Source organism: Kitasatospora sp. NPDC092948 (genome assembly GCF_044754805.1).
Taxonomy (GTDB): Bacteria; Actinomycetota; Actinomycetes; order Streptomycetales; family Streptomycetaceae; genus Kitasatospora.
The window spans coordinates 281,814-307,007 of the sequence record NZ_JBIVPU010000006.1 but is presented as its reverse complement, the minus strand read 5'-3'; the positions used below and the strand labels follow the sequence as shown (position 1 = coordinate 307,007).

17 protein-coding genes are annotated in these 25,194 nt (G+C 73.8%); 8 read left to right on the top strand and 9 right to left on the bottom strand.

Annotated features, from left to right (window positions below):
- Nucleotides 1–94 precede the first annotated feature (94 nt).
- Nucleotides 95–586 carry a glutathione peroxidase gene (locus ACIQF6_RS20720; protein WP_400896987.1) on the bottom strand — a complete coding sequence of 164 codons (492 nt, stop codon included), beginning with the start codon at nucleotides 584–586 and terminating at the stop codon, nucleotides 95–97.
- A 209-nt stretch (nucleotides 587–795) separates the two neighbouring features.
- Between ACIQF6_RS20720 and ACIQF6_RS20715 the strand changes: the two genes are divergently transcribed.
- Both ACIQF6_RS20715 and ACIQF6_RS20710 read left to right on the top strand, forming a co-directional pair.
- Nucleotides 796–3,129, top strand: a complete 2,334-nt coding sequence (locus ACIQF6_RS20715; RefSeq protein ID WP_400896985.1) for a heavy metal translocating P-type ATPase — start codon at nucleotides 796–798, stop codon at nucleotides 3,127–3,129.
- 98 nt (nucleotides 3,130–3,227) lie between these two features.
- Nucleotides 3,228–4,745: a carboxylesterase/lipase family protein gene (locus tag ACIQF6_RS20710; RefSeq protein ID WP_400896983.1), complete on the top strand. Its 1,518-nt coding sequence runs from the start codon at nucleotides 3,228–3,230 to the stop codon at nucleotides 4,743–4,745.
- 19 nt (nucleotides 4,746–4,764) lie between these two features.
- On the opposite strand, the gene ACIQF6_RS20705 is transcribed toward ACIQF6_RS20710, so the two are convergent.
- The 5 genes from ACIQF6_RS20705 to soxR form a co-directional block, all read right to left on the bottom strand.
- Entirely contained in the window at nucleotides 4,765–5,460 is a 696-nt protein-coding gene (locus ACIQF6_RS20705) for a class F sortase (RefSeq protein ID WP_400896981.1), read from the bottom strand.
- Nucleotides 5,461–5,617: 157 nt separating this feature from the next.
- A complete protein-coding gene (locus tag ACIQF6_RS20700) occupies nucleotides 5,618–7,423 on the bottom strand; it encodes a putative Ig domain-containing protein (RefSeq protein ID WP_400896979.1) in 1,806 nt (601 codons plus the stop codon).
- Nucleotides 7,424–7,697: 274 nt separating this feature from the next.
- Nucleotides 7,698–9,704: an ATP-binding cassette domain-containing protein gene (locus tag ACIQF6_RS20695; protein WP_400896977.1), complete on the bottom strand. Its 2,007-nt coding sequence runs from the start codon at nucleotides 9,702–9,704 to the stop codon at nucleotides 7,698–7,700.
- A 273-nt stretch (nucleotides 9,705–9,977) separates the two neighbouring features.
- On the bottom strand, nucleotides 9,978–12,572 hold the full coding sequence (gene valS / locus ACIQF6_RS20690) for a valine--tRNA ligase (RefSeq protein WP_400896975.1): 2,595 nt from the start codon (nucleotides 12,570–12,572) through the stop codon (nucleotides 9,978–9,980).
- A 98-nt stretch (nucleotides 12,573–12,670) separates the two neighbouring features.
- Nucleotides 12,671–13,135: a redox-sensitive transcriptional activator SoxR gene (gene soxR, locus ACIQF6_RS20685; protein ID WP_400896973.1), complete on the bottom strand. Its 465-nt coding sequence runs from the start codon at nucleotides 13,133–13,135 to the stop codon at nucleotides 12,671–12,673.
- A 103-nt stretch (nucleotides 13,136–13,238) separates the two neighbouring features.
- Here soxR and fdxA point away from each other — a divergent pair, with 103 nt between their 5' ends.
- A complete protein-coding gene (gene fdxA / locus ACIQF6_RS20680) occupies nucleotides 13,239–13,562 on the top strand; it encodes a ferredoxin (protein WP_400896971.1) in 324 nt (107 codons plus the stop codon).
- Between the two features lie 10 nt (nucleotides 13,563–13,572).
- Here fdxA and ACIQF6_RS20675 read toward each other — a convergent pair whose 3' ends face one another.
- Nucleotides 13,573–14,718: a TetR/AcrR family transcriptional regulator gene (locus ACIQF6_RS20675; RefSeq protein ID WP_400896969.1), complete on the bottom strand. Its 1,146-nt coding sequence runs from the start codon at nucleotides 14,716–14,718 to the stop codon at nucleotides 13,573–13,575.
- 159 nt (nucleotides 14,719–14,877) lie between these two features.
- Here ACIQF6_RS20675 and ACIQF6_RS20670 point away from each other — a divergent pair, with 159 nt between their 5' ends.
- From ACIQF6_RS20670 to ACIQF6_RS20650, 5 genes are all read left to right on the top strand, one after another.
- A complete protein-coding gene (locus ACIQF6_RS20670; RefSeq protein WP_400896967.1) occupies nucleotides 14,878–16,086 on the top strand; it encodes a glycoside hydrolase family 1 protein in 1,209 nt (402 codons plus the stop codon).
- Between the two features lie 25 nt (nucleotides 16,087–16,111).
- The gene (locus ACIQF6_RS20665; RefSeq protein WP_400896965.1) at nucleotides 16,112–17,386 is read left to right on the top strand and encodes an MFS transporter; all 1,275 of its coding nucleotides are present in this window, start codon (nucleotides 16,112–16,114) and stop codon (nucleotides 17,384–17,386) included.
- A gap of 81 nt (nucleotides 17,387–17,467) precedes the next feature.
- Nucleotides 17,468–19,924 (top strand): glycoside hydrolase family 3 protein, encoded by a 2,457-nt coding sequence (locus ACIQF6_RS20660; protein ID WP_400896963.1) that lies wholly within the window; start codon nucleotides 17,468–17,470, stop codon nucleotides 19,922–19,924.
- A 274-nt stretch (nucleotides 19,925–20,198) separates the two neighbouring features.
- Complete coding sequence (locus ACIQF6_RS20655) at nucleotides 20,199–21,845, top strand: family 20 glycosylhydrolase (protein ID WP_400896961.1); 1,647 nt, start codon at nucleotides 20,199–20,201, stop codon at nucleotides 21,843–21,845.
- Nucleotides 21,846–22,060: 215 nt separating this feature from the next.
- Nucleotides 22,061–22,468: a nuclear transport factor 2 family protein gene (locus ACIQF6_RS20650; protein WP_400896959.1), complete on the top strand. Its 408-nt coding sequence runs from the start codon at nucleotides 22,061–22,063 to the stop codon at nucleotides 22,466–22,468.
- Nucleotides 22,469–22,481: 13 nt separating this feature from the next.
- On the opposite strand, the gene lanL is transcribed toward ACIQF6_RS20650, so the two are convergent.
- Together lanL and ACIQF6_RS20640 are read right to left on the bottom strand one after the other, a co-directional pair.
- Nucleotides 22,482–24,995, bottom strand: a complete 2,514-nt coding sequence (lanL, locus tag ACIQF6_RS20645) for a class IV lanthionine synthetase LanL (protein WP_400896957.1) — start codon at nucleotides 24,993–24,995, stop codon at nucleotides 22,482–22,484.
- A 2-nt stretch (nucleotides 24,996–24,997) separates the two neighbouring features.
- Entirely contained in the window at nucleotides 24,998–25,159 is a 162-nt protein-coding gene (locus tag ACIQF6_RS20640; RefSeq protein ID WP_400896955.1) for an SflA family class IV lanthipeptide, read from the bottom strand.
- Nucleotides 25,160–25,194: the final 35 nt, after the last annotated feature.

Genomic DNA, 25,194 nt, shown 5'->3' with positions numbered 1-25,194 from the left:
CGGACTGTCCAGTTTCACTGCGCAGGTTACCTGTACAGTTCGGCCGCCCGCAGGCGGCACCGGACAATCCGGGCCCGCTCGACCCCGCGGGCCGTCAGCCGCGCAGCTGCGCCTCGATCGCGGCCACCAGCTCCGCCGACTCCGGCTCGGTCCGCGGCCGGAACCGACCGACCACCTCACCGTCCACGCCGACCAGGAACTTCTCGAAGTTCCACTGGATGTCCCCGGCCTCGCCCTCGGCGTCCGCCACCTCCGTCAGCCGCGCATAGACCGGATGCCGGTCGGCCCCGTTCACGTCGACCTTCTCGAACAGCGGGAACGACACCCCGTACGTGGTCGAGCAGAACTCCTGGATCTCCTCCGCCGACCCCGGCTCCTGCCCCGCGAACTGGTTGCACGGGAACCCGAGCACCGTGAATCCGCGCTCCCCGTACGTCTGCTGCAACCGCTCCAGACCCGAGTACTGCGGCGTCAACCCGCACTTCGACGCCACGTTCACCAGCAGCAGCACCTTGCCCCGGTGCTCCGCCAGCGACGACGGCTCGCCCGCCAGCGTCCGGATCGGAAGCTCGAACAGCGACTCCATTTGCCCCACCTGCCCTCTGTACGCCGGCCCCGGGCACCCCGGACACCGGACGGGAACACCAACAGCCCCGAACCTACCCCGCCCGCAGCCCGCACCGGGGGAACCAGGGATCCTGTGGCCCTCCCGCCGGGACCGACGGCCCTGGCCGGACCGCGCCCGGAGAGGTGCACTGGATAAGGACAGCCGCAGGCCGAGCGGAGGAGACACCCATGGCACCGCACACCGCACCCGGCGAACAGGGAGGCGCCCGCCGGCTGCTCAGCGGCGGCGGCATCGAACCCGTCCTGCTCGGCGCGGTCACCGTCGCCACCCTCGCCGGCCTGATCGCCTGGGCCGCCGGCGCCCACGGCTTCGCCGACCGGTGCTGGATCGTCGCCACCGCCGCCGCCATCGCCCCCGCCCTGATGTGGGTCGCCCAGGCCCTGCGACGCGGCCGGGCCGGCGTCGACCTGATCGCCGTCCTCGCCCTGGCCGGCACCCTCGCCACCGGCGAATACCTGGCCGGCGCACTGATCGCCCTGATGCTCTCCAGCGGACGCTGGCTCGACGCCGCCGCCGAACGCCGCGCCACCCGCGACCTGCGCGCCCTGCTCCGGCACGCCCCCCGCACCGCCCGCCGCCGCACCGGCGGCGCCACCGAGACCGTCCCGCTCGCCGACATCCGGATCGGCGACCGGCTGGTCGTCGGCCCCGGCGAGACCGTCCCCGTCGACGGCCGCGTCACCGGCCACCGCGCCGTCCTCGACGAATCCGTGCTCACCGGCGAATCCGCCCAGGTCACCCGCGAGGTCGGCGACCCCGTCCGGAGCGGCGCCGTCAACGCCGGCAGCGCCTTCGACCTGCGCGCCACCGCCACCGAGGAACACAGCACCTACGCCGAGATCGTCCGCCTCACCCAGCAGGCCGGCGCCGAACGCGCCCCCGTCATCCGCCTCGCCGACCGCTACGCCGCCTGGTTCCTGCCCGTCGCCCTCGGCGCCGCCGGCCTCGCCTGGCTGCTCACCGGCGACGCCATCCGCGCCGTCGCCGTCCTGGTCGTCGCCACCCCCTGCCCGCTGCTGCTCGCCGCACCCGTCGCCGTGGTCTCCGGCATCTCCCGCGCCGCCCGCAAGGGCGTCGTGGTCCGCGACGGCGCCGCCCTGGAGACCCTCGGCCGGGCCCGCACCGTCTGCCTCGACAAGACCGGCACCCTCACCACCGGACGCCCCCGCGCCTTCGACATCGCCACCGCCCCCGGCCACACCCCCGCCGACGTCCTCGCCCTCGCCGCCGCCGTCGACCAGTACTCCCCGCACGTCCTCGCCGAGGCCATCACCGCCGCCGCGGCCGAACGCGGCCTCACCCTGCCCCCCGTCACCGACGTCACCGAACAGCCCGGCCGCGGCGCCGCCGCCACCCTCGCCGACGGCAGCACCGCCACCGTCGGCCAACGCGACACCGCCGACCTGCCCGCCTGGGCCCGCGCCGCCGACAACCGCGCCGTGCTCGACGGCGCCGCGATCGCCTGGGTCGCCGTCGACGACCGCCCGATCGGCGCCGTCCTGCTCCGCGACCCCGTCCGGCACGATGCCCCGCGCACCGTCCGCCGCCTGCGCGAAGCCGGCGTCACCCGACTGCTCATGATCACCGGCGACCGCCCCGAACCCGCCCGCGAAATCGCCGCCGTCGTCGGCCTCGACGACGTCCGCGCCCGCCAGACGCCTGCCGACAAGGTCGCCGCCGTCCGCGCCGAACGCGAACGCGCCGTCACCGTCATGGTCGGCGACGGCGTCAACGACGCCCCCGCGCTCGCCGCCGCCGACGTCGGCGTCGCCATGGGCGCGCGCGGCGCCAGCGCCTCCTCCGAAGCCGCCGACATCGTCCTCACCACCGACCGGGTCGACCGCCTCGCCGACGCCGCCCAGATCGCCACCCGGGCCCGCCGGATCGCCGTCCAGTCCGCCCTCGGCGGCATGGCGCTCTCCTTCGCCGCCATGGTCCTCGCCGCGTTCGGCTTCCTGCCGCCCGCCGTCGGCGCCCTGCTCCAGCAGCTCATCGACGTCGCCGTCATCCTCAACGCCCTGCGCGCGCTGCGCCCCGGCCCCGGCGTCGGACCCGAGATCGACGCCGACACCGAGGAACTCGTCCACCGCTTCGCCGCCGAACACGACGACCTGCGGGACGTCCTGGAAGCCGTCCGGGAGGCCGCCGACCGCCTCACCGCCTCGAACTCGGCGGACGCGCTCGCCGCCGTCCGGCGGGTCGACCACCTGCTCACCACCCGACTCCTCCCGCACGAGGACGCCGAGGAGCACGAGCTCTACCCCGCCCTCGCCGACGCCCTCGGCGGCCCCGAGACCACCGCCACCATGAGCCGCGCCCACACCGAGATCCACCGCCTCGCCCACCGCATCACCACCCACCTCGCCCACGCCGACGCCGCCGGCGCCCTCGCCCCCGAACAACAGGACGACCTGCGGGCCTGCCTCTACGGCCTGCACTCGGTGCTGCAACTGCACTTCGCCCAGGAGGAGGAGAACTACTTCTCGCTGAGCGCGGCCTGACGGAGCGTCAACCGGGCGGGAAATCGGTTGCGGACGTGCCGGTCGGGAGTGGAAGCTCCAGTCGATCCGCACATTTCGAGCGAAACCGGTACGCCCCGATGAACCACGTCACCACCCGCACCCGTCACGGCCAGGTCCGCGGCCGGCTCCGCGACGGCGTCGCCGCCTTCCTCGGCATCCCTTACGCGGCGCCGCCGTTCGGTGCGAACCGGATGCGCCCGCCGCAGGCGCCCGAGCCGTGGAGCGGGGTGCGGGACGCGCTCGTCCACGGCCCGGGAGCGCCGCAGGCCGGCTACCACCCGGCGATGGCAGGGCTGATGGTGGAGCCGGACCGGCTGGGCGAGGACTGCCTCAACCTCAACGTCTGGACGCCCTCGCCGGCGCCCGGAGGGAAGCTGCCGGTCATGGTCTGGATCCACGGCGGCGCGTTCCGCAACGGGGCCGGGTCGCTGCCGACGTACGACGGGTCCGTGCTCGCCGGGGACGGCGTGGTCTGCGTGACGCTGAACTACCGGCTCGGGGCGGAGGGCTTCCTGCTGCTGCCCGACGGGACGGCCAACCTCGGGCTGCTGGACCAGATCGCCGCGCTGGAGTGGGTGCGCGACAACATCGCCGGGTTCGGCGGCGACCCCGACAACGTGACGGTGTTCGGCCAGTCGGCCGGGGCGATCGGCATCACCGCGCTGATGACCATGCCCCGCGCCGAAGGCCTGTTCCGGCGGGCCGTCACACAGAGCGGGGCCGGCCACCACGCGCACCCGCCCGAGACCGGGCGGCGCATCACCGAACGGCTGGCCGCGCTCGCCGGCGTCCGGTGCACCGTCGAAGGCCTCGCGGCCGTCCCGCCGCAGGAGTTGGCCGCGGCCAACGGGCGGCTCGCGCAGGAGATAGCCGGCAGTGCCGATCCGGGCCAGTGGGGCGAGTCCGCGGGCGGCGGCACGACCGTGCTGCCGGTGTTCGGGACGCAGACGCTGCCCGAACGGCCCGTCGACGCGATGGCCGCCGGCGCGGGCCGGCAGGTGGACCTGCTCACCGGCGTCACCGCCGACGAGTTCCGCCTCTTCCTGGTGCCGCTCGGCATGGCCGACCGCATCGGCGACGGCTTCCTGCACGGCTTCCTCGCCGCCCTCGGACTGGACCCGGCGACGGCCAGGGCCGCCTACGCCGAAGCCCGCCCGCAGGCGACCGCCGCCGACCTGTTCTCGGCGGTGATGTCCGACCACGGCTACCGGCTGCCCGCGATCCGCATCGCCGAGGCCCGCGCCGCCCACGGCGCGGACACCTGGTTCTACGAGTTCACCCAGCCCGCCGCGGCCCTGGACGGCGCCCTCGGCGCCTGCCACATGGCCGAGATCGGCCCCGTCTTCGGCAACCCCGCCGACCCGCTGACGGACGTGTCCGCCCACCCGCTGCTCTCCGACCGGATACGCGCCGCCTGGACTTCCTTCGCCCGCCACGGCCGCCCCACCACCGACCGGTTGCCGCCCTGCGACCAGTTGCCGCCCTGGCCGCCCTACCTCCCCGGCCGCACCGTCATGACCCTGAACGCCACCGCACCGGCCGTCCACCACGACCCGGCCCGGCCGGAACGGCTGCTGTGGGACGGCCGGCGCTGACGGCCCACGGGGCGGGGCGTCAAGGTGCGCCGTCGCCGGCCGGGTCGAGGTGGGCGGTGATGACGAAGTTGTCGACGGAGGGGGAGTTGTCGGGCTTCTCCAGACAGGTCAGGACCACCAGGCGGCCGGGGACGTCGTCCCAGATCTCCGGCGTGTCCGGGAGGTCGTCCTTCGGGACGGTGGTGGCGGCGTCGACGACGTAGCGGGTGCCCCCGACGTCGATGGCGGCGCCCGGGGTGACCTTGGAAGTGCCGGTGTCCAGGGCGAACAGGTAGTTGCCGGGGCCGGTCGCGCCCCAGCGGAGGGAGTGCATGGCGACGTAGACGGTGCCGGAGGCGGGGGCGGTCGGGGTGCCCAGGTTGTCGATGCGGTAGGCGGAGGTGAAGCCGGGCGGGACCACCGAGTCGGCGACCTCGTTCATCGTGCCCAGGGGGACGTCCAACCCGACCGAGGGGACGACGAACCGGCCCGCGCCGTCCGGCTTCGCGTCCTGTTCCTGCTTCTGCTCGGGCGGCAGGCCCGCGCCCGGGTCGAGCCGGACGGGCCGGCCGTGCATGTCCACGCCCGCCACCTTCGCCGGGGGCGCGGCCGGCTCGCGGTGACCGAGGGCGGACCGGTCCAGCAGCCCGGCGCACGTCAGCAGCAGCATCGGCCACCCGGCCCACCGCGACCGACCGGGGGCGGAGGCGCCGGCGCGGCGGCGGTCCACGGCCATGGGATTCGCCTCTCCTTCTCACACGTACGGTGCTGTCGCATGTACGGCGCTTTTGGGACGTATGGCGTGTCCCGCACGTACGGTGCGTCCCGCCCGTCGGACAGGAGTGCCCGCCGGCCCCGAAGGACCGGCGGGCCGAATACGCCGAGGGGACGGCTCAGGGGCGGCGCCTTCTGCGCAGCAGGGCGGCGGCGGCCAGTCCGGCGGTGGCCAGCACGGCTGTCCCGGCGGCGACCGGCCACGACACCGGCGCGGCGCCCGGGTCGGCCAGCGAGCCGCCGGTGTCGACCTTCGGGCCCTCGGGGCGGTGGTGCGGCGGTCGGGTGGGCTTGGGGGTGGGAGTTGGGGTCGGGGCGGGTGCGCCGATCGGCACGGCGACGCTGGCGGGTTCGGAGCCGAGCGTGGCCCCGTCGGGCGTCACCCCGGAGGCGGTGGCCGTGTTGCGCAGCGACCCGCCGGCGGCGATGTCGGCCGCGGTGACCGTGTAGGCGGCGGTGCACTGGGTGGCGGCCCCCGCGTCGAGGGTGCCGCCCAGCGGGGTCGGGGCGCAGGTGATCGGGCCGACCGTTCCGGTGCCGGAGAAGCCGGATTCGTTGATCGCCAGCGCGGTCAGCGGCACGTTGCCGGTGTTGTGCACCTCGAAGGTGTAGGTGACCACGTCACCGGCCGCGGTGAGTTCGGTGATCGGCTGCCCGCCCGCGTCCGTGGCGGTCGCGGTCTTGGTGAGCGAAATCCCCGCAGCCGCCGGGCTGATGACGATGGTGTACTCGCGGGTGGAGATGCCGTCGACCGGGTCCGAGACCTGGACGGTGAAGGTGTAGGTGCCCGCAGCGGTGGGCGTGCCGGTGATCGTCCCGTCCGGGTTCAGCGTCAGCCCCGGCGGGAAGTCGCCGGACACCACGCTCCAGGTGAATTCCGGGTTCGGGTTCTGGGTGACCGCCTGGACCACGTCCGAGTAGGGGACGCCGACGGTCCCGTTGTTCAGCGACGGGGTGATGATGCACGGCGGCTGGGTCAGGCCGCCGAACAGGTTCTGGTTCCACCCGGCGAAGGTGTTGCAGATCAGCGTGGTGCTGGCGTCGGCGCCGGAGTAGCCCGCGATGCCGTATCCCCAGAAGTCGTTCAGGGGCGGCTGGATGGGCGAACGGGTGATGTTGTTGTAGGAGATGACGATGTTCGTGCCGCCGGTGACGTTGATCCCGACGTCCGCGCCGTTCGGGCCGGAGATCGTGTTGTGGTCGATCGTCACGTTGTTCGCGGTGAACACCAGCATCCCGGTGGAACTGCTCACCGAGTTGTTGGCCGTGTACGTCACCACGCTGTTGTTGGCGAACGTGCCACTGGAGTTGAAGTACTGCACCGAGTTCTGCGCGATGTTGCCGGTGATCGGCGGCGGCGGCAGCGGGATCGTCATGTCCGGCGGGCCGAGCGTGGAGCCGGTGACGTTCATGGTCGCGTTGCCGTTGGCGACCAGCCCGTTCTTCTGGAAGTTCGACACCTGGGCGCCGGTGACCGTCACGGTCTGCGCGGCGCCGCTGGTGGCGTCCACCAGGATTCCCACGCCGAAGTTGTAGGTCTGGTGCCGGGTGATGCCGGTGACCGTCACGTTCGACACCGACCCCGACGCGGACAGGAACCTGATCCCGAAGAACGCCGCGTTGGTCCGGGAGTCGTCGGGGTCCCGGGGCAGGTAGTTGCCCTGGATGGTCAGGTTCTCGATGTTCATCGTGGTGGCGCCGACGGCGTTGCCCAGCACCGCGTCCGCCAGTGGGGCGGCCAGGGAGGGGTCGGTCGCGGTGATGGTGTGACCGGCGCCGTTCAGGGTGAACCCGTCCGGGATGGTGAGGTTGTCCGTGGTGGCGCAGTCGCCGGTCAGCGTGATCGTCGTGCCCGAGGTGGTCGACGCCGTGCACACCGTGCGGATGTCCACCACCGCCGCGGAAGCGGGAGCAGCCGCCCACATCAGCGACCCCGCCAGCACCGCGCCGCCGACGGCAGCGGCGCTTAACCGGCGATGCAGGCCGGACCACCGTCCTCGGAACGACGCGGAAAGGGTGACTGAGTGTGACGGTTCGATAATCATTGTGTGACAACCTCCCGTGGCAGGCTAGGACCCGGCCAATCGGGACAGAAGTCAACACACCGGACACTCAGTCACCCTGACAACCATTCACCCGCTCGGCGAGCAGGCATCACCCGGTGTCATTCGGTGAGCAGGCGTCACCCCGCCATCGGTGTCATCCGGTGGGGCTCCGGCGCTGGGCGGGGACGGTGCGGTCGGCCTGGAGGGCGAGGAGTTCACGGAACAGGCCCTCGTGGTGGGCGAGTTCGTCCCAGGTGCCGGTCTGCACGATGCGGCCCTGATCGACCACCACGACGCGGTCGGCGAGGCGGGCGTTGGCGAGGTTGTGGGTGACCAGCAGGGTGATCCGGCCTGGGGCGAGGGCGCGCAGCGAGTGCAGGATGCGGTGCTCGGCCCGCGGGTCGAGGTCGGAGGTCGGCTCGTCGAGGATCAGCAGGCCCGGGCGGCGGGCGGTGCGGAAGAACGCCCGGGAGACCGCGCCGCGCTGCCAGCCGCCGCCGGACAGCTCCGCACCGCCCTGCCAGCCCTGCGCCAGCAGGGTCCGCCAGCCGGAGCGCAGCCGGGCGACGGTCTCGTCGAAGCCGGTCAGCGACGCGGCCGCGGCGACCGCCGGGGCCGGGTCGTCGCCGTCGTGCTGGCCGAGGTGCACGTTCTCCGCCGCCTGGAGCGGCCAGCGGGCGAACTCCTGCGGTACCCGGGCGACTTGACGGAACAGCGCATCGGCATCCAGGTCGCCGATCGGGACGCCGTCCCAACGGATCTGCCCGCCGCCGGGCTGCGGCAGATACAGACCGGAGAGCAGCTTGAGGAACGTCGACTTGCCGGAGCCGTTCTGCCCGATCACCGCCACCACCTCGCCCTGGGTGAGCGTCAGGTCGATGCCGCGCAGCGCCGGCTCCTGCTGCTCGCCCGGGTAGGTGTACGTCAGGCCGGTGACCTCGATCGTCCTCGGCGGGCCGGGGACGATGCTGCCGCGGGCGATCCGGTGCCCGCCGGCCTCGTCCAGGAAGGTGAAGTAGTCGTCCAGGTAGAGCCCCATCCGGTACAGCCGGGCGCCGTTGCCGACCATGCCCTGCACGCCGCCGGCGGCCGTGCGCAGCGCGAACGTCGCGGAGCCGGCCGCCGCCAGGCCGATCCGGCCGGAGGAGACCAGGTAGAGCAGTGCGCCCCACATCAGCGCCGACCCGGCGCCGGTGCCGAGCGCGGCGACCAGCGAGACCCGCGCCGCCTCGCGCCCGGCGCGGTCGGTGACGGCGACGACCCGGGCCTCGGCCTTGCGGTACTTGTCCAGCATGAACGGCAGCACCTGGTCGGAGCGGACCTGGTCGGCGCGCCCCTTGTCGATCAGGTACCAGCGGTAGATCCGCAGCGCCTGGCGCTCGTCGCCGGTGGTGATGGCGGCCAGGTAGTGGATGCGGGCGGTGCGCAGGGCGGCGATGCCGGTGGGCACCGAGCCGAGCAGCAGGAACGGGACGAGCAGCGGGTGCAGGGTGGCGAGCACGCCGGTGGCGGCGAGGAGCGAGACGGTGGAGGCGATCACGTCCTGGGCGGAGGTCAGCAGGTCCGGAGTGGTGGACGCGCCCCGGTCCGCGGCCTCCCAGCGCTCCCCGTACTGGGGTTCGTCGTAGGCGGCGAGTTCGGCCGAGCAGCCGGCCTCGATCAGCGCCATGTCGGCCTCCCGGTTGATCCGCGGCGCGACCTTCCCCGACAGCGTCAGCACGGTGATGCCCAGGACCGCCCGCAGCGCCGCCGAGGCGGTCAGGACCGCCAACGACGGTGCGGCGTCCCGGAGATGGCCGGCGACCGGGCCCGGGCGCAGCAGTGCCGCGAGGGTGCCGGTGGTGGCGTACAGGGCGAGCGCCCCGAACACGCCGCTCGCCGCCTGGGCGAGCAGGAGCAGCACGGTGGAGCGCCGGTCGGCGATCCAGGCGAGGTGCAGGGCGCGGCGGATCAGCTGCGGCAGGCGGCGCAGCATGGTGCTGGTGGAGATGGACCGGCCGGCGGTGAGGCGGGTGTCTCCGCCGGGGAAGCGGATACGGAACTCCTCTTCGTGCTCGGCCTGTTGGGCGTCCTCGGGGTGGTCGTCGGGGTGGTTCTCGGGGTGGTCGTCGGGGTGCGGGTCGGCCGGTTGGGCCGGGGTCGGGCGGGCGGTCTCGGTCACGTTGCTCCCTGGGTCGACGGCTGGGCGGCAGCGGCAGCTGTGTGCGGGCGCGCCGGGCGGCAGCGGGTGCCGGGTGGCGCGCTGCGTCGGGGTGAGGTTGCTGGTGCGCCCCGATCCTGGCAGGGCGTCGTCGGCGTGTCCGGCGTGTCTCGGGCGGGCTCACCCGATCCGGGTAAATCTGCGTCGTGCCCGGCGAGTTGGCGCAGGGCGGGGCACCGGAGAACGGCGGTGGCCGCTCCGTCGGGAGCTGCCACCGCCGTTGATCTGCCGGTGCTACAGGACGATTTCGTACGCGATCTCGGCGGTTCCGGCGGAGGCCGGCCCGGCGGACGGGGACGCTTCGAGGGTCAGCTCGCCGACCCGGCCCGCGGAGCGCACGTCCGGCGCGACCTGCCGCAGGGCGGCCAGCAGCTCGGCCGGGCCGCGCGCGGTCACCGTGGCGACCTCCGCCCGCATCGACAGCTGCGCGCTGCTCTTCGCCCTGCGGATCGCCGTGATCGCGTCGCCCGCGACGTCCAGCAGGGCGGCATCGGCGACAGTGGCGGCGCCGCCCGCGGGCCTCGCGGACGCGGGCGCCTCGGCCGGCCACGGGGCGCGGTGCACCGAGCCGTCCTGCCACCAGCTCCACGCCTCCTCCGTCGCGAACGGCAGGTACGGCGCGAGCAGCCGCAGCAGCACCGACAGGGCGTGCGCGAGGGTGGCCCGGGCCGAGGCCGCGGCCGGGTCGTCGCCGTCCCCGTAGGCCCGGTTCTTCACCAGCTCGACGTAGTCGTCGCAGAACACCCAGAAGCACCGTTCGGTGACCTCCAGCGCGCGGGCGTAGTCGTACCCCTCCAGCAGTGCCGTCGCCTCGTCGGTGACCTGGGCGAGCCGGGCGAGCAGGGCCCGGTCGAGCGGCTCGGCGATCGCGGTCCGCGACACGGCGCCGGTGCTGAGCCCGAGGACGAACTTCGTCACGTTGAGGATCTTGATCGCCAGGCGGCGTCCGATCTTCATCTGCGCGACCTCGAACGCGGTGTCGGTGCCGGGCCGGGCCGACACCGCCCAGTACCGCACCGCGTCGGAGCCGTGCTGGTCGAGCAGGTCCAGCGGGGTGACCACGTTGCCCTTGGACTTGGACATCTTCTTGCGGTCCGGGTCGAGGATCCAGCCGCTGATCGCGGCGTTGCGCCACGGCAGTTCGTCGTGTTCCAGCTCGGCGCGGACCACGGTGGAGAACAGCCAGGTGCGGATGATCTCGTGCGCCTGCGGGCGCAGGTCCATCGGGAAGACCCGCTCGAAGAGGTCGTCGTCGAAGCTCCAGCCGCCGGCGATCTGCGGGGTCAGGGACGAGGTCGCCCAGGTGTCCATGACGTCCGGGTCGCCGGTGAAGCCGCCCGGGGCGTCGCGCCGGTCGGCGCTGAACCCGGGCGGGGCGTCGCTGGTCGGGTCGACCGGCAGCGTGTCCTCCGCCGGCAGGATCAGCTCGTCCGTCGCGTTGCCCGCCGCGTCGCACCGGTACCAGAGCGGAACCGGCACGCCGAAGTACCGCTGACGGCTGATCAGCCAGTCGCCGGCCAGGCCCTCCACCCACGCCTGGTAGCGGCCCCGCATGTGCGCCGGGTGCCAGGCCAGCTCGCGGCCGCGGGCCAGCAGCCGCTCGCGCAGCTCGGCGTCCCGGCCGCCGTTGCGCAGGTACCACTGCCGGCTGGTGACGATCTCCAGGGGCTTGTCGCCCTTCTCGTAGAACTTCACCATGTGGTTGAAGTGCCGCGGCCCGCCGACCAACGCGCCTTCGGCGCCCAGCAGTTCGAGGATCCGTTCGCGCGCGGTGTGCGGCGTCGCGCCGGCCAGTCGGGCGTACGCCGCGGTGGCGCGGTCACTGTCCAGGCCGGCCGGGGCGTCCGGCAGGAAGCGGCCGTCGCGGCCGAGGACGCTGCGGGTGGCCAGATCGAGCTCGCGCCACCACACCACGTCGGTGGTGTCGCCGAAGGTGCACACCATCACCAGGCCGGTGCCCTTCTCCGGGTCCGCGAGGCGGTGCGCGAGCAGCGGGACGTCGACGCCGAAGACCGGCGTGGTCACCGAGGTGCCGAACAGCTCCCGGTACCGCTCGTCCTCCGGGTGCGCGACGACGGCCACGCACGCCGGGAGCAGCTCGGGCCGGGTCGTCGCGATCTCCAGCGACTGCTCGGACGCACCGCGGAACAGCAGGTGGTGGTACGCGCTCGGCCGCTCCCGGTCCTCCAACTCGGCCTGCGCGACGGCCGTCCGGAACGTGACGTCCCACAGCGTCGGCGCCTCCGCGCGGTACGCCTCGCCGCGTTCGAGATTGCGCAGGAACATCCGCTGCGACACCGCCCGGGCATTGCCGCCGATCGTCTGGTAGGTGTGCCCCCAGTCCACCGAAAGCCCCAGCCGGCGCCACAGGCGTTCGAAGACCTTTTCGTCCTCGACCGTCAGGCGCTCGCACAATTCGATGAAGTTCCGCCGGGAGACCGGGATCTGCTGCTTGACCGGATTCTCCGGCGGCGTGAAGTCCGGTTCGTAGGGCAGCGACGGCTCGCACCGCACCCCGAAGTAGTTCTGCACCCGCCGCTCGGTGGGCAGCCCGTTGTCGTCCCACCCCATCGGATAGAAGACCTGCTTGCCCCGCATGCGCTGGAACCGCGCGACGGCGTCCGTCTGCGTGTAGCTGAACACGTGCCCGACGTGCAGCGACCCGCTCACCGTGGGCGGCGGCGTATCAATCGAATACACCTGCTCACGCGGCGCGGAACGGTCGAATACATGGACACCCTGCTCGTCCCAGATGGGGGCCCACTTGGCCTCAAGGCCGTCGAGAGTGGGCTTGTCGGGCGCGCCCGGGCGAGGAGAGGTGTTGGTCATGCCAGCAGATGGTAGCCGTTCGCCCCGGAATTCAAATAACGCTTTATCGCGGGAATGTGAGGTGTCGTCAATTGTTCCGGGACGGGACCGGGGCGCTCTCACAGTCGGCGAGGTCCGACACCGTCCTCGGCGAGGGCGTCGCCCGGGTTGAGCAGGGCGCAGGCCTTCATCGAGAGGCAGCCGCAGCCGATGCAGCCGGTGAGTTCGGCCTCGAGGCGTTCGATGGTCTGGCGGCGCTCCTCCAGCCGGCGCATCCAGCCGCGCGAGGCGCGCTGCCACTCGTGGTGGCTGGGTGGGCGGTCGAGCGGGACGTCGGCGAAGGCGTCGCGGAGGTCCTGGAGGGGGATGCCGATGCGCTTCGCCACCGAGATCAGTGCGACCCGGCGCAGCATGTGGCGCGGGTAGCGGCGCTGGTTGCGGGCGTCGCGATCGGAGGCGATCAGGCCGAGTTCCTCGTAGAACCGCAGCGCGGACACGGCGGCCCCGGTCCGGGTGCTGACCTCGCCGATGCTCAGCCAGTCGTCCGGGGCGGCGCCGGCGCCGCCGTGTCGATCGCCCGTCATGGCCGTCCGCCCTCCTGTTTGACCTCAACATTACTTGAGGTCCTACGGTCGGCAGCGCCGGAGCGGCAGACCAACGGAGAGACCCGGAAAGGAGGGCGGCCGCATGACCTTCGTCATCGCCCTGCCCTGTGTGGACGTCAAGGACAAGGCATGCCTCGACGAGTGCCCGATCGACTGCATCTACGAGGGCCCGCGGATGCTCTACATCCACGCCGACGAGTGCATCGACTGCGGTGCGTGCGAGCCGGCGTGTCCCGTCGAGGCGATCTACTACGAGGACGACGTCCCGGAGGAGTGGCAGCAATTCACCACCGCCAACGCCGAGTTCTCCACCGAGATCGGCTCGCCGGGCGGCAGCGCCAAGCTCGGCCTGATCGGACACGACCATCCGGTCGTGGCGGCGCTGCCGGTGCAGAGCACCGGCTGACCGGGGGAGGTCAGGGAGTGAGGGGGCGGGGTGGGCGGGCGCCGGTGATGACGGCTTCGAGGTCGACGTCGTCCGGGTCGTAGAGATGGGCGATCACGGCGCCGAGGGCGAGGGCGACGAGCCACTGGGCGGTGGTGGTGGCGGCGTCCGGCGTCAACTGGCCGTTGGCTGCCAGCTCGTGGGCGGTGGCGGTGATGTTGCGGTCCAGTCGGGCGGCCATCCGGGGGTGGGCCGGGTGGGACGGGACGGTGGCCTCGCACATGAGGACGACCTCGGCGGCGTCCTGCCAGCGGGGGCGGCTGCGCAGGGCGAGCAGTCGTTCGGCGGGGTCGTCGTCGTTCGGCGCGGGTGCGGTCAACTCGGTGACGACCAGGTCGAGCAGGGCCTGCTTGGTGGGGGCGACGTGGACCAGGGCGGCCTTGGTCAGGCCGGCCTGGTCGGCGACCGCCTGCATGGACGTCCCGTAGTAGCCGCGGCGCGCGTAGAGCCGGGCGGCGGCTTCGACGGCGCGGGCGCGCGGCGAAGGATCCGACGGTACGTCAGGGGCGTGGAGGGGGGCGGAAGGTGACGGCGCGGGCGGGATGCCGTTCGTCCGCAGGTCGTGCTCGTACTCGGCGAGGCGGGCCGGGATGTCGATCCGGCCGGGGAAGTACAGCGAGAGGACCTGGAGGCCGTCCCAGGCCGCGCCGAGGCGGCGGACCGCGAGTGCCGTCGAGCGCGGGTCGCCGCCCAGCAGGCCGAGGGCCCGTACGGCGACCCGGGTACCGACGGCCAGGCGCCTGCGCATGAGTTCGTGGCCGGGGTGTTCGGGGCTGGTCGCCTCGCCGAGGAGCGCGGTGAACAGCGGGATCCAGCCCGGCGTGGCCTCGTTGCGGCGGGCGGCCTCGGCGGCGGTGGGGAGTTGGTCGAGGCGTGCCGGGTCGACCGCGGGCCAGCCGTAGCGGGCGCGGTCGAGCCGGTCGACGAGCGCGGTGAGGATCTCCGCCTTGGACGAGAAGTGGCGCAGCAGCGAGGGGTGGGAGATCCCGGAGGCGGCCGCGATGTCGCGCAGGGAGGTGGCCCGGTACCCGGTGCTGATGAAGAGCTCGTGGGAGGCGTCGAGGATCCGCTCGACGCGCTCTCGTCCGGTTCGGTAGCTGCCCCGCTTGATCGCCATCGCCCCAGTATCGCGGCTGTTCTGGGTCTTCCCAAAAGCTACCACCAGCGTGGTAGCTTTTCGCTCACCGGCCCGGACGAGCGCGAACGAGCGCGAACGACCGCGAGCGAGCGCGAACGAGCGCGAACGAGCACGGCCGGGCCCGAACGAAGGAGCGACATGGCCGGCTTGCGCGAAGACTTCCTGTGGGGCGCCTCCACCTCCCCCCACCAGGTCGAGGGCAACAACGTGAACGCGGACTGGTGGGCGCTGGAGAACGCCCCCGACTCCCCGCTCCCGGACCGCAGCGGCGACGCCCTCGACAGCTACCACCGCTACGCCGAGGACATGGGCCTGCTCGCCGCCGCGGGCCTGAACGCCTACCGCTTCGGGTTCGAATGGGCCCGGATCGAACCGGCCGACGGGCACTTCTCGCTCGCCGCACGCGACCACTACCGGCGCATGGTCGACACCGCCCACGAGCTCGGCCTGAAGCCGGTGGTGACACTCCACCACTTCACCCTGCCGCGCTGGTTCGCCGAGACCGGCGGCTGGAAGCGCCCCGACGCCGCCGACCGCTTCGCCCGCTACATCGAGTTCGTCGCCCCGGCCCTGCACGACGTCGAATGGGTCTGCACCATCAACGAACCCAACATGCTCGCCGTGTTCGCGAGCGTCCAGGACACCGTCCTGTCGCTGATGGGCGCGATGGACGACCCGGAGCAGAAGGCGAAGCTGGCCGCCGCGCTGGGCCGGGTCAGCCCCGACCAGGCGCTCGGCGAGACCCTCGCGCGGGTGCACCGCCGCGCCGTCGAGACGGTGCGCGCCACCACGAACGCCAAGGCCGGCTGGACGGTCGCCCAGCAGGCGTTCACCTCCACCCCCGGCAACGAGGACGTCTTCGCCCGCGTCCACCGCACCTGGGAAGGCTTCTACCTCGACGCCGCCCGCGGCGACGACTTCGTCGGCGTGCAGGCCTACACCAGCCAGCCGGTAGACGCCGACGGCCCCGTGCCGCACCCCGCCCACCCCGACAACACCCTGACCGGCTGGGCCTACCGCCCCGACGCCCTGGGCACCGCGCTGCGCCGCGCCTGGGACGAGGCCGGCGGCATCCCGCTGCTGGTCACCGAGAACGGCATCGCCACCGACGACGACACCCGGCGCATCGCGTACACCACCGAGGCGCTCGGCCACCTGGAAGCGGCCGTCGCCGACGGCATCGACGTGCGCGGCTACCTGCACTGGTCGGCGCTCGACAACTACGAATGGGGTCGCTGGGCGCCCACCTTCGGCCTGATCTCCGTCGACCGGGAGACCTTCGTCCGCACCCCCAAGCCCAGCCTCGCCTGGCTCGGCGCCTGCGCCCGCCGCGGCGGCCTGACGTGACCGCGGGTCGGAACCGGAGAGCGAGATGACCGCGAACGCCGTCTCCGCACCGACCGACGGCGAGCCGGCGCAGGGCCAGGACCGTTCCGTGCCACCGGAGTTGCGGCGACTGTTCCGGACCGCCCCGTTCGTCGCCTCGGCGGCCCCGATCGCCTACGCCGCCTCCGCGTACTACATCGCCCTCCAGGTCGAGCAGTTCGACCCCGACGCGAAGGCCGGCAACCTCGCGCTCATCAACGCGGTGGCCGCCGTGGCCGCGATGGTGGCCCAGCCGGTTGTCGGCGTCCTGTCCGACCGCACCCGCAGCCGGTACGGCGCGCGCCGGCCCTGGATGCTGGGCAGCGCGCTGCTCGGCGGCGCGGCGCTCGCCACCAGCGGGCTCGCCCCGAACGTCGCCGTGCTGACGGTCTGCGTGATGCTCGTCCAGTTCGGCTTCAACGCCTTCCAGGGGCCGTTCTCCGCACTGCTGCCCGACCGGGTCCCGGAGCGGCTGCGCGGCCGGTACTCGACCGGTGTCGGCCTCGGACTCGTTCTCGGGGCGATCGTCGGACCGGTCCTCGGATCGGCGTTCGCCGACCGCATCCCGCTCGGCTACGCCGTCCTGAGCGGCATCCTGGTCCTCGTCATGGTGCTGTTCGTCGCCTTCGTGCCCGACCGGGACAACCGCGCCGAGCCCCGCCGGCCGTTCTCGCCGCGCGCGTTCATCGCCGCGTTCTGGGTCAACCCGGTCCGGCACCCCGACTTCTTCTGGGGCTTCACGGGCCGCCTGCTGCTGTTCGGCGGCTACTCGATGCTGAACACCTACCAGCTCTACCTGGCCCAGGACTACATCGGGCTGCCGATGGACGACGCGAAACGGATCGTCCCGCTGCTGGGGCTGGTCTCGCTGCCCGGCATTCTGATCGCGACGGCCCTCGCCGGGCCGCTGTCCGACCGGCTCGGCCGGCGCAAGCCCGTCGTACTCGCCGCCGGACTGCTCATCGCCCTCGGCGCCGTCGTGCCGCTCGCCCTGCCGAGCGTCCTCGGCCTCGCGCTCTCCAACCTGGTGGTCGCGTCCGGATTCGGCGCGTTCGCCTCGGTCGACCAGGCGCTGATGAGCTCCGTGCTGCCCGACCCGGACGACTTCGGCAAGGACCTCGGCGTCCTCAACCTCGCCGCGACCCTGCCCAACACCGTCGCGCCGGTCGCCGCCGCCGGCATCGTGCACGCCTTCGGCGGCTACGCCGCGCTGTACCCGGTGGTCGGCGTCGTCGGGATCCTCGGCGCGCTCGCCGTCCTGCCGATCCGCGGCGTCCGCTGATCCGCGGCGCTCGCCGATCCGCCCGACCCGAACCCGGAACCCCGAACCCGGAACCCCGAACTTCCCCGAAAGGACGCTGTGATGGCCATTCCCTCGCACCTCACCGCGCTGCTGGAGCGCCTCACCCTGGAGCAGAAGGTCCGCCTGCTGACCGGCGCCTCCGTCTGGTCGATGCACGAGGAGCCCGCCGTCGGCCTGCGCTCCATCGCGTTCTCGGACGGCCCGACCGGTGTCCGCGGTGCCGCGATGGACGACCGCGACCCGTCCGCGAGCCTGCCCTCGGCGAGCTGCGTCAGCGCCACCTGGGACCTGGAGCAGGTCCGCCGGCTCGGCGCGCTGATCGCCGCCGAGGCCCGCGCCAAGAACGTCGACGTGGTGCTCGGCCCCACCGTCAACCTGCACCGCTCGCCGCGCGGCGGGCGCCACTTCGAGGCGTTCAGCGAAGACCCCTACCTGACGGGCGAGTTCGGCGCCGCGTACGTCGGCGCCGTCCAGGCGCACGGCGTCGCCACCACCGCCAAGCACTACGTCGCCAACGACGCCGAGACCGACCGCTTCACCGTCGACGTGCGCGCCGACGAACGGACCCTGCGGGAGCTGTACCTCGCCCCGTTCGAGCGGATGGTCGACGAGGGCGCGTGGCTGGTGATGTCCTCCTACAACTCCGTCAACGGCACCACCATGACGGCGAATTCGCTGCTGCGCGACCCGCTGAAGGACGAGTGGGGCTTCGACGGCGTCGTCGTCTCCGACTGGACGGCCGTCCGCGACACCGAGCCGTCCGCCAACTCCGGCCAGGACCTCGTGATGCCCGGCCCCGCCGGCCCCTGGGGCGAGGCGCTCGTCGAAGCCGTCCGCGCCGGACGCGTCCCCGAGGCCGCGATCGACGACAAGGTCGCCCGTCTGCTGCTGCTCGCCTCCCGCGTCGGCGCCCTCGACAGCGGCGACCCCGTCACCCCCGTCGCACGCTGGGACGACGCCGCGATCGCCGCACTGCTGCGCGAGACCGCCGCCGACGGCATGGTCCTCGCCCGCAACAGCGGCATCCTCCCCGTCGAGCCCCGCGACGGCCTGACCGTCGCCGTCGTCGGCCAGCACGCCCTGCGCGCCCGCGCCCAGGGCGGCGGCTCCGCCACGGTGTTCCCGCGCCACGTGGTCACCCCGCTGGAGGGCCTGCGCAGCGCCTACGGCGCCGACAGCGTCCGGTACGCGCCCGGCCTGCCCCCCACCGACGAACTGCAGCTCTTCACCCGGACCACCGTCACCGACCCCGTCACCGGCGGCGAGGGCGTCCACGTCCGCTTCCTCGACCAGGACGGCGCGACGTTCAGCGAGGAGAACTTCCCCTCCGGCCGCCTCGCCTGGCTCGGCGACCCGCGCCTGCTCCGGGCCGCCCACATCGAGATCACCACGCGCCTCACCGTCGACCGCGACGGCCGGTACGACCTCGGCTTCGCCGGCGTCGGCGGCTTCACCTTCGAGATCGACGGCGAGCACGTCGGCACCGAAGCGCTCGCCCCTGGCGGCGGCGACACCGTCACCGACTTCCTCAACCCGCCGGTCCAGGTGTTCCCCCGCGAACTGACGGCCGGTCGGGCGGTCGAGCTGCGGCTGACCTGGACGCCGGCGCCGATGGGCGACTTCCCCTTCGGCATGGTCCAGCTCGGCCAGCGGGACGTCTTCGGCGACCCCGCCGAGGAACTCCGGCAGGCGGTCGAGCTGGCCGCCGCCAGTGACGTCGCCGTCGTGGTCGTCGGCACCACCGAGGCCATCGAGTCCGAGGGATTCGACCGGCCCGGCCTCGCTCTCCCCGAAGGCCAGGACGAGCTGGTCCGCCAGGTCCTGGCGGCCAACCCGCGCACCGTCGTGATCGTCAACTCCGGTTCCCCCGTGCTGATGCCGTGGCTCGACGAGGCCGCCGCCGTGGTGCTGTCCTGGTTCCCCGGCCAGGAGTTCGGCGCGGCCCTCGCCGACGTCCTCACCGGCGCCCGTGAGCCCGGCGGCCGACTGCCCACCACCTGGCCGGCCAGTGAGGACGACGTGCCGGTGTGGGCCGTCGAGCCGGAGAACGGCCGGCTCGACTACACCGAGGGCCTGCACGTCGGCTACCGGGCCTGGCTCGCCGCCGCCCGCGAGGGCGGCCACGAACCGGCGCTGCCCTTCGGGTCCGGCCTCGGCTACACCACCTGGCGGATCGGCGAGCCCACCGTCGCCGCCGACGGCGACCGCCTCGCCGTCCTGGTCGACCTCGCCAACACCGGTGCCCGGCACGGCAAGCAGGTCCTCCAGGCCTACCTGTCCCGCCCGGACTCGGCCGTCGAGCGGCCCGTCGCCTGGCTCGCCGGCTTCACCGCCGTGCGCGCGGACGCGGGCGAGCAGGTGCGGGCCCGCATCGACATCGCCCCGCGCGCGTTCCAGCACTGGGACACCGACGCGCACGCCTGGACGACCGAGAGCGGCCCGTTCACCCTGCGGATCGCCACCTCCGCGACGGACCCCGGCCACACCGTCACGGTCACCCCCACGACCGGCGCGTAGCAGGGCGACCCAGACCCCCTTCCCGCTCTCGCGTCCGGGAGCGGAAGGGGCCGGCGCCGCGGGACCGGACCTGACAGCCGGTCCCGCGGCACCGCCCCGCGGCCTCCGGGCCGCGGGGCGGCACAGATTCCCCTTCCCGTTCTCGCGCCTGGGGGCGGGGGAGGGGGAACGGCTGCGGGGCCGGAACCTGACGGCCGGCCCCGCAGCAACCCCGGAGACCCGACAGGCCGACCGCAGCCTGCCGTTGACCGCGCAATACCCACAGGAGACCGCCATGACGACGTCGCCGGACACCGCACTCCACCGCATCCTCCCCGTACCCCGCACGGCCGCCGCCCCGGCCGGGGACGCGGGCTTCCTGCTGCGCCCCGGCACGCCCGTCGTCGTGGCGAGCGGCGAACTCCTCGCACCGGCCCGGGTGTTCGTCGAACGCCTCGCAGCGGAGACCGGCGTGGCACTCGGGAGCCCCGAGGTCGGAGCCCCCCGCCCGGGCGCGATCGCCGTCACCGTGGACCCGGCCGATCCGCAGGTCGCGGCCGTCCAGCCGGCCCGGGGCGTCTGCCCGGCCGACGACGGCCCCGGCGCGGAACGCCACGCCCTCACCGTCGGGCCCGGCGGCATCCGCGTGGTGGCCGCCGCCCCCGCCGGTGCGCACCGCGCGCTGACCACCCTGATCGCCCTCGCCGAACAACTGCCGGCCACCGCGGCCGGCGTCGAACTGCCCGCGCTCGCCCTCGCCGACGGTCCGGCACTCGCCTGGCGCGGCCTGTCGCTCGACGTGGCGCGGGCGACGTTCTCCGTGCCGGACGTGCGCCGGGTGATCGACCTGCTGGACCGCTACAAGCTCAACGTGCTGCACCTGCACCTGACGGACGATCAGGCCTGGCGGCTGGAGATCGCGTCCCGCCCGGAGCTGACCCGCGACGCCGAGCCCGGGACCTACTTCACCCAGGCCCAGTACCGCGAACTCGTCGCCCACGCGGCGGCACGCTTCATCACCGTGGTGCCCGAGATCGACATGCCGGGCCACAGCACCGCCGCGATCCTCGCCTGTCCCGGGCTGAGCTCGGCGGCGCCGACACCCGTGCCGAGCTCGATCGGGGAACTGACGGCGAAACTCCTGGCGGGCGAGTTCCGGCCGGTGTGGCTGGAGCCCGGGCGCGAGCAGGTCTGGCAGTTCGTCGACGACGTGCTCGCCGAACTCGCCGCGCTCACCCCCGGACGCTTTCTGCACATCGGCGGCGACGAACCGTTCGGGATGCCCGCCGCCGACCACCACGCCTTCGTGGCCCGGGCCCGCGAGCGGGTGCGCGCCCACGGCAAGGAGCCGATCGGCTGGCAGGAGACCGTCCGCACGGCGGGCGCCCCCGGCGAAATCGTCCAGCTGTGGATCGACGACGAGGTGACGCCGGACCCGGACGGCCCGTTCATGGCGATGCTTCCGCCGCAGTTCGCCGAGCTGCTCCTCGAAGGGGCCCGCGACGCTGCCGAGGACACCGACCGGATGGCGGAGCAGCGCGCCCGGGTCATCGTCTCCTCCGCGGGCCGCGCCTACCTCGACCGCCCCTACGCGGAGACCGTCGACGGCGACGCCGAGGAGCGGCGCAGCCGGCTCGGCCTCCAGGCCTACCCGCCGTCGACCGTCCGGCAGACCTGCACCGGACCGATCGCGGGCATCGACACGGACGCCCCGTTCGAGGTCGCCGGATTCGAGGCGGCGATCTGGTGCGAGAGCGTGAACGACGCCGACGACCTGGCCTTCCTGCTGCTGCCGCGCCTCCCCGGCCTCGCCGAACGCGCCTGGACGGCAGGCCCCGCCCGCAGCTGGGACGACCTGCGCACCCGCCTGGGCGCGCAGGCGCCGGCCTGGCGTCGCCACGGGTACGTGTGGTTCCCGGCCCCTTCGGTGGACTGGATGTGACGTTCCGTCGGATACAGGCCGCCCGCCCGCCCGCCCGCGTGCGTGCGGTGCGGGCGGCAGTGGGCAGTCGGCCGCCGCCACGCCGGTGCTGACAGCGAGCCGACGGCGGGATGCCGGTGATCCGACATCGGGACGCGCCATCGTGGTGGTCGAAGCAAGCGCGCCGCGGCAGTGGGCCGGGGTGTCGTGGGGCGGCGATCACAGGGGAGCGGGACATGGACGAGGCGCTGGTCGAGCGGATGCGGGCGTACCTGGCGGCCGGGCTGGCGATGGACGTCGACGCGCTCGACGCGCTCTACGACCCGGAGTTCGAGAACGTGCGGGTCGACGAGGCGGGGCGGATGGCGGTGCTGACCAAGGCCGACTTCATGGCCCGCTTCCGCAGCCTGCGGGACCAGGGCGCGCGGGTGGGCGAGAGCATCGACGACGTCCGGTTCGTGGCCACCAGCCGGCACGGCGACCAGGGCACGGTCGTCATGTACCGCACCGAGGGTGACGTCCAGGCCCGGTACAGCTTCGTCTGGCGTCGGGAGAACGGCCAATGGACCACCCTGCTACGGGAGTTCACCTTCGAGCGGGACTTGTCCGGTCTGCTGCGGATGATGGCCGCCGCGGCCTCCTGAGGCCGACGGCCCGTCAGGGGAGCAGCTCGGCGTGGCCGGTCCCGGCGGGCGCGGCCAGGCGGCGGAGGAAGGAGAGGACGCCGGCGGTGCCGGTGGCGTAGGGGAACGCGGGGCGGGAGAGGCCGGGGTCGGGGAAGACCGGGCGGGTCGGGGGGCCGGCGGTGCGGGTGAGCAGGAGGGTGGCGACGGTGGTCGCGGCGGTGTGGAACTCCTCGGCGGCAGGGGCGAGTTCGAGCATCAGGTGGCCGACGCCGGCCAGGCCGCAGCACTGGGTGACCAGGGGCATGCGCGGGGCGATGGCCAGGCAGGTGCGGGCGGACTGCTCGGCGAGGGTGCGGTACGCGGGGTCGCCGAGCCGGTCCGCGGCGCGGGCCAGGACGGTGCCGATGCCTGCCAGGCCGCGGCACCAGGAGCCGTAACGGCGGGTGGCCGCAGGGTGGTCGGCGGCGGTGATGATCGCGGGGGTGGCGGCGGCGAGTTCGGCGCAGGCGCGCCGCGCGTGTTCCAGGGCGGCCGGGTCGCCGGTGGTGTGGGCGTACTCGAGGAGGAAGTACGCGACTCCGGCGTCACCGTGGGCGAGGCCCTGCGACAGGGCGGCGTCGCCCGGGCGCGGACCGGCGGTGGGGGTGAGGCGGGCGCGGCCGGTGACGAGCAGTTCGTGGCAGGTGGCGGCGACGGCGAGGTGGCGGTCGTGGCGGGGGTCGTGGCGAGGTTCGTCGTACCGGGCGAGAAGGAGGTGGCCGAGGCCGATGCCGGCGACGCCGTCGATCAGGTCGGCCTCCGGCGGGCCGCCGTCCGGGCCGTGGGCGGGGAGCTCGACGGTGGGTCCGGGCGGGAGGCCTGCGGCGGCGAGGAACAGGTCGACGCCGGTCCGGCCGGAGTACAACCCCGGTGGCAGCGACCGGGTTCGGCGTGCGGTCCAGTCGGCGAGCGCGGTGACGGCGTCGCGGACGCCCGGGTGGTCGAGGTGGTGGAGCAGTTCCAGTCCGAGGCCCGCGCTGCCGCTGTAGAGGTCGACCAGGTCGGCGCCGCCGTCGGCGATCCGGCGGGCTTCGGCGAGGCAGTACGCCGTGGTGTGGTCGAGGATCTCGGCGAGCAGGTCGGGCGAGAGGCGCGGGTGCGAGCGGACGAGCTCCGGTCCGGGGTTCGAGTGGGTGAACTGCGGCCCGGCGGCGGAAGGTTGGGCGAAGTCGCGGAGGAGGCTCGCGCCCGCCGAGCGGGCCGCTGCCGAAGGGTCCGTCAACTGGGCGACGAGTGAGCGGACTTGGCGGTGTGCCGGTCCGGGCAGCGCGAACTCCAGTGCGGCGAGGGTGCGTTCACGGTTGACGGCGTGGTCGGGGTCGAGGATCACCGGGTCCATGCCGGTGGCCGCGAAGTACAGCGTCATGCCCAACCCGTAGTAGTCGTCGGCGGGTTCGGGTGCGACGGCGCGGCGGACGACGGGGTCGCTGTAGCCGGGGGTGGAGCCGGCGGGGCCGGTGCCGTGGACGGCGCTGGTGCCGAAGTCGATCAGGCGGGGGTGCCCGTCGGGGGCGAGCACCACATTGTTGGGCTTGAGGTCGCGGACGACCACGCCGCGCGCGTGGATGCCGTCCAGGATCCGGAGCAGGTCGCGGGCCAGCGGGAGCAGGCTGCGCGGCCCCGACTCGGCCTCGGTGTACGGGCCTTGGGTCTGGATGTCGCGGCGCAGGTCGCGGTCGCCGCAGCCGGTCATCACCAGGTACTCGTCGTCGCGGTGCCGGAAGTAGTCGAGCTGGCGCGGCACCCCGGGCAGGGCGGCCAGCAGGGCGAGCACCGCCCGCTCGTGGCGCAGACGGTCGCGGGTGTCGGCGCCGCCCTCGTCCTCGGCGACGTACGCCCGGGCCTGCTTGACCACCACGGGACTGCCGGTGACCTGGTCCAGGGCGCGGTAGACGTTGCCCTGCGGCTTGCGGGTGATGCCGCCGGTGACGCGGTAACGGCCGCCGCCGAGGCCGGAGTTGCCGGGGGCGGGCAGCGGTGCGAACGGGTCCTCGGCCCACGGCGGGCAGCGGTACGCGGTGCCGGCCAGGCCGTCGAAGACGCGGCCGTCGGGGCCGGTCATCACGGACTCCAGTCGCCCGCCCCGGCCGGTGCGGTACTCGGCGGTGAACGGGCCGTACCGGTAGTAGACCGGCGCGTCGGGGTCGAGGCGGCGGTCGCCGACGATCTGCGGGCCCCGGTGTCCGCGCAGTGCGGCGACCAGTGCGCGGGCCAGCGGCCGGAGCTCGTCCGGCGCGGGGTAGATCGTGATCGCCTTGCCGACCGAAGCGGCGTTGTGGACACCGGAGTTGAGGGTGCGCAGGGTGTCCGGGTCGCGGGCCCGCTTGAGGTGGCAGACGTGCTGTTCCAGCAGCGGCAGGACGAGGGCGGTGACGGCGTCCAGGGTGCCGGGGCGAGCAGAGACGTGGAGCTTCCAACCGTGCTCCATCGCCGGCATCCGCGGATCGAACAGGTACGACCAGATCTCGTCGGACCCGGGGCGGCGGCCGGCGATGGGCCCGGTCACCGTCAGAAGTCGCAGGCGACGCGAGTGGTGGCGGTGACCCACGGGTCGGCCAGGCAGGCCGTGGGGTCGTGGTCCGCGCGGTCGTCGTCCTCGAAGACGAGGATCTCGTCGTCGACCAGCAGCGGACCGGCGTCGCGGATCTCGGAGAGGGTGGCAACGGTCATGTGACGCCTCCAGGTCGTTGTGGGTGTCTCCGGCC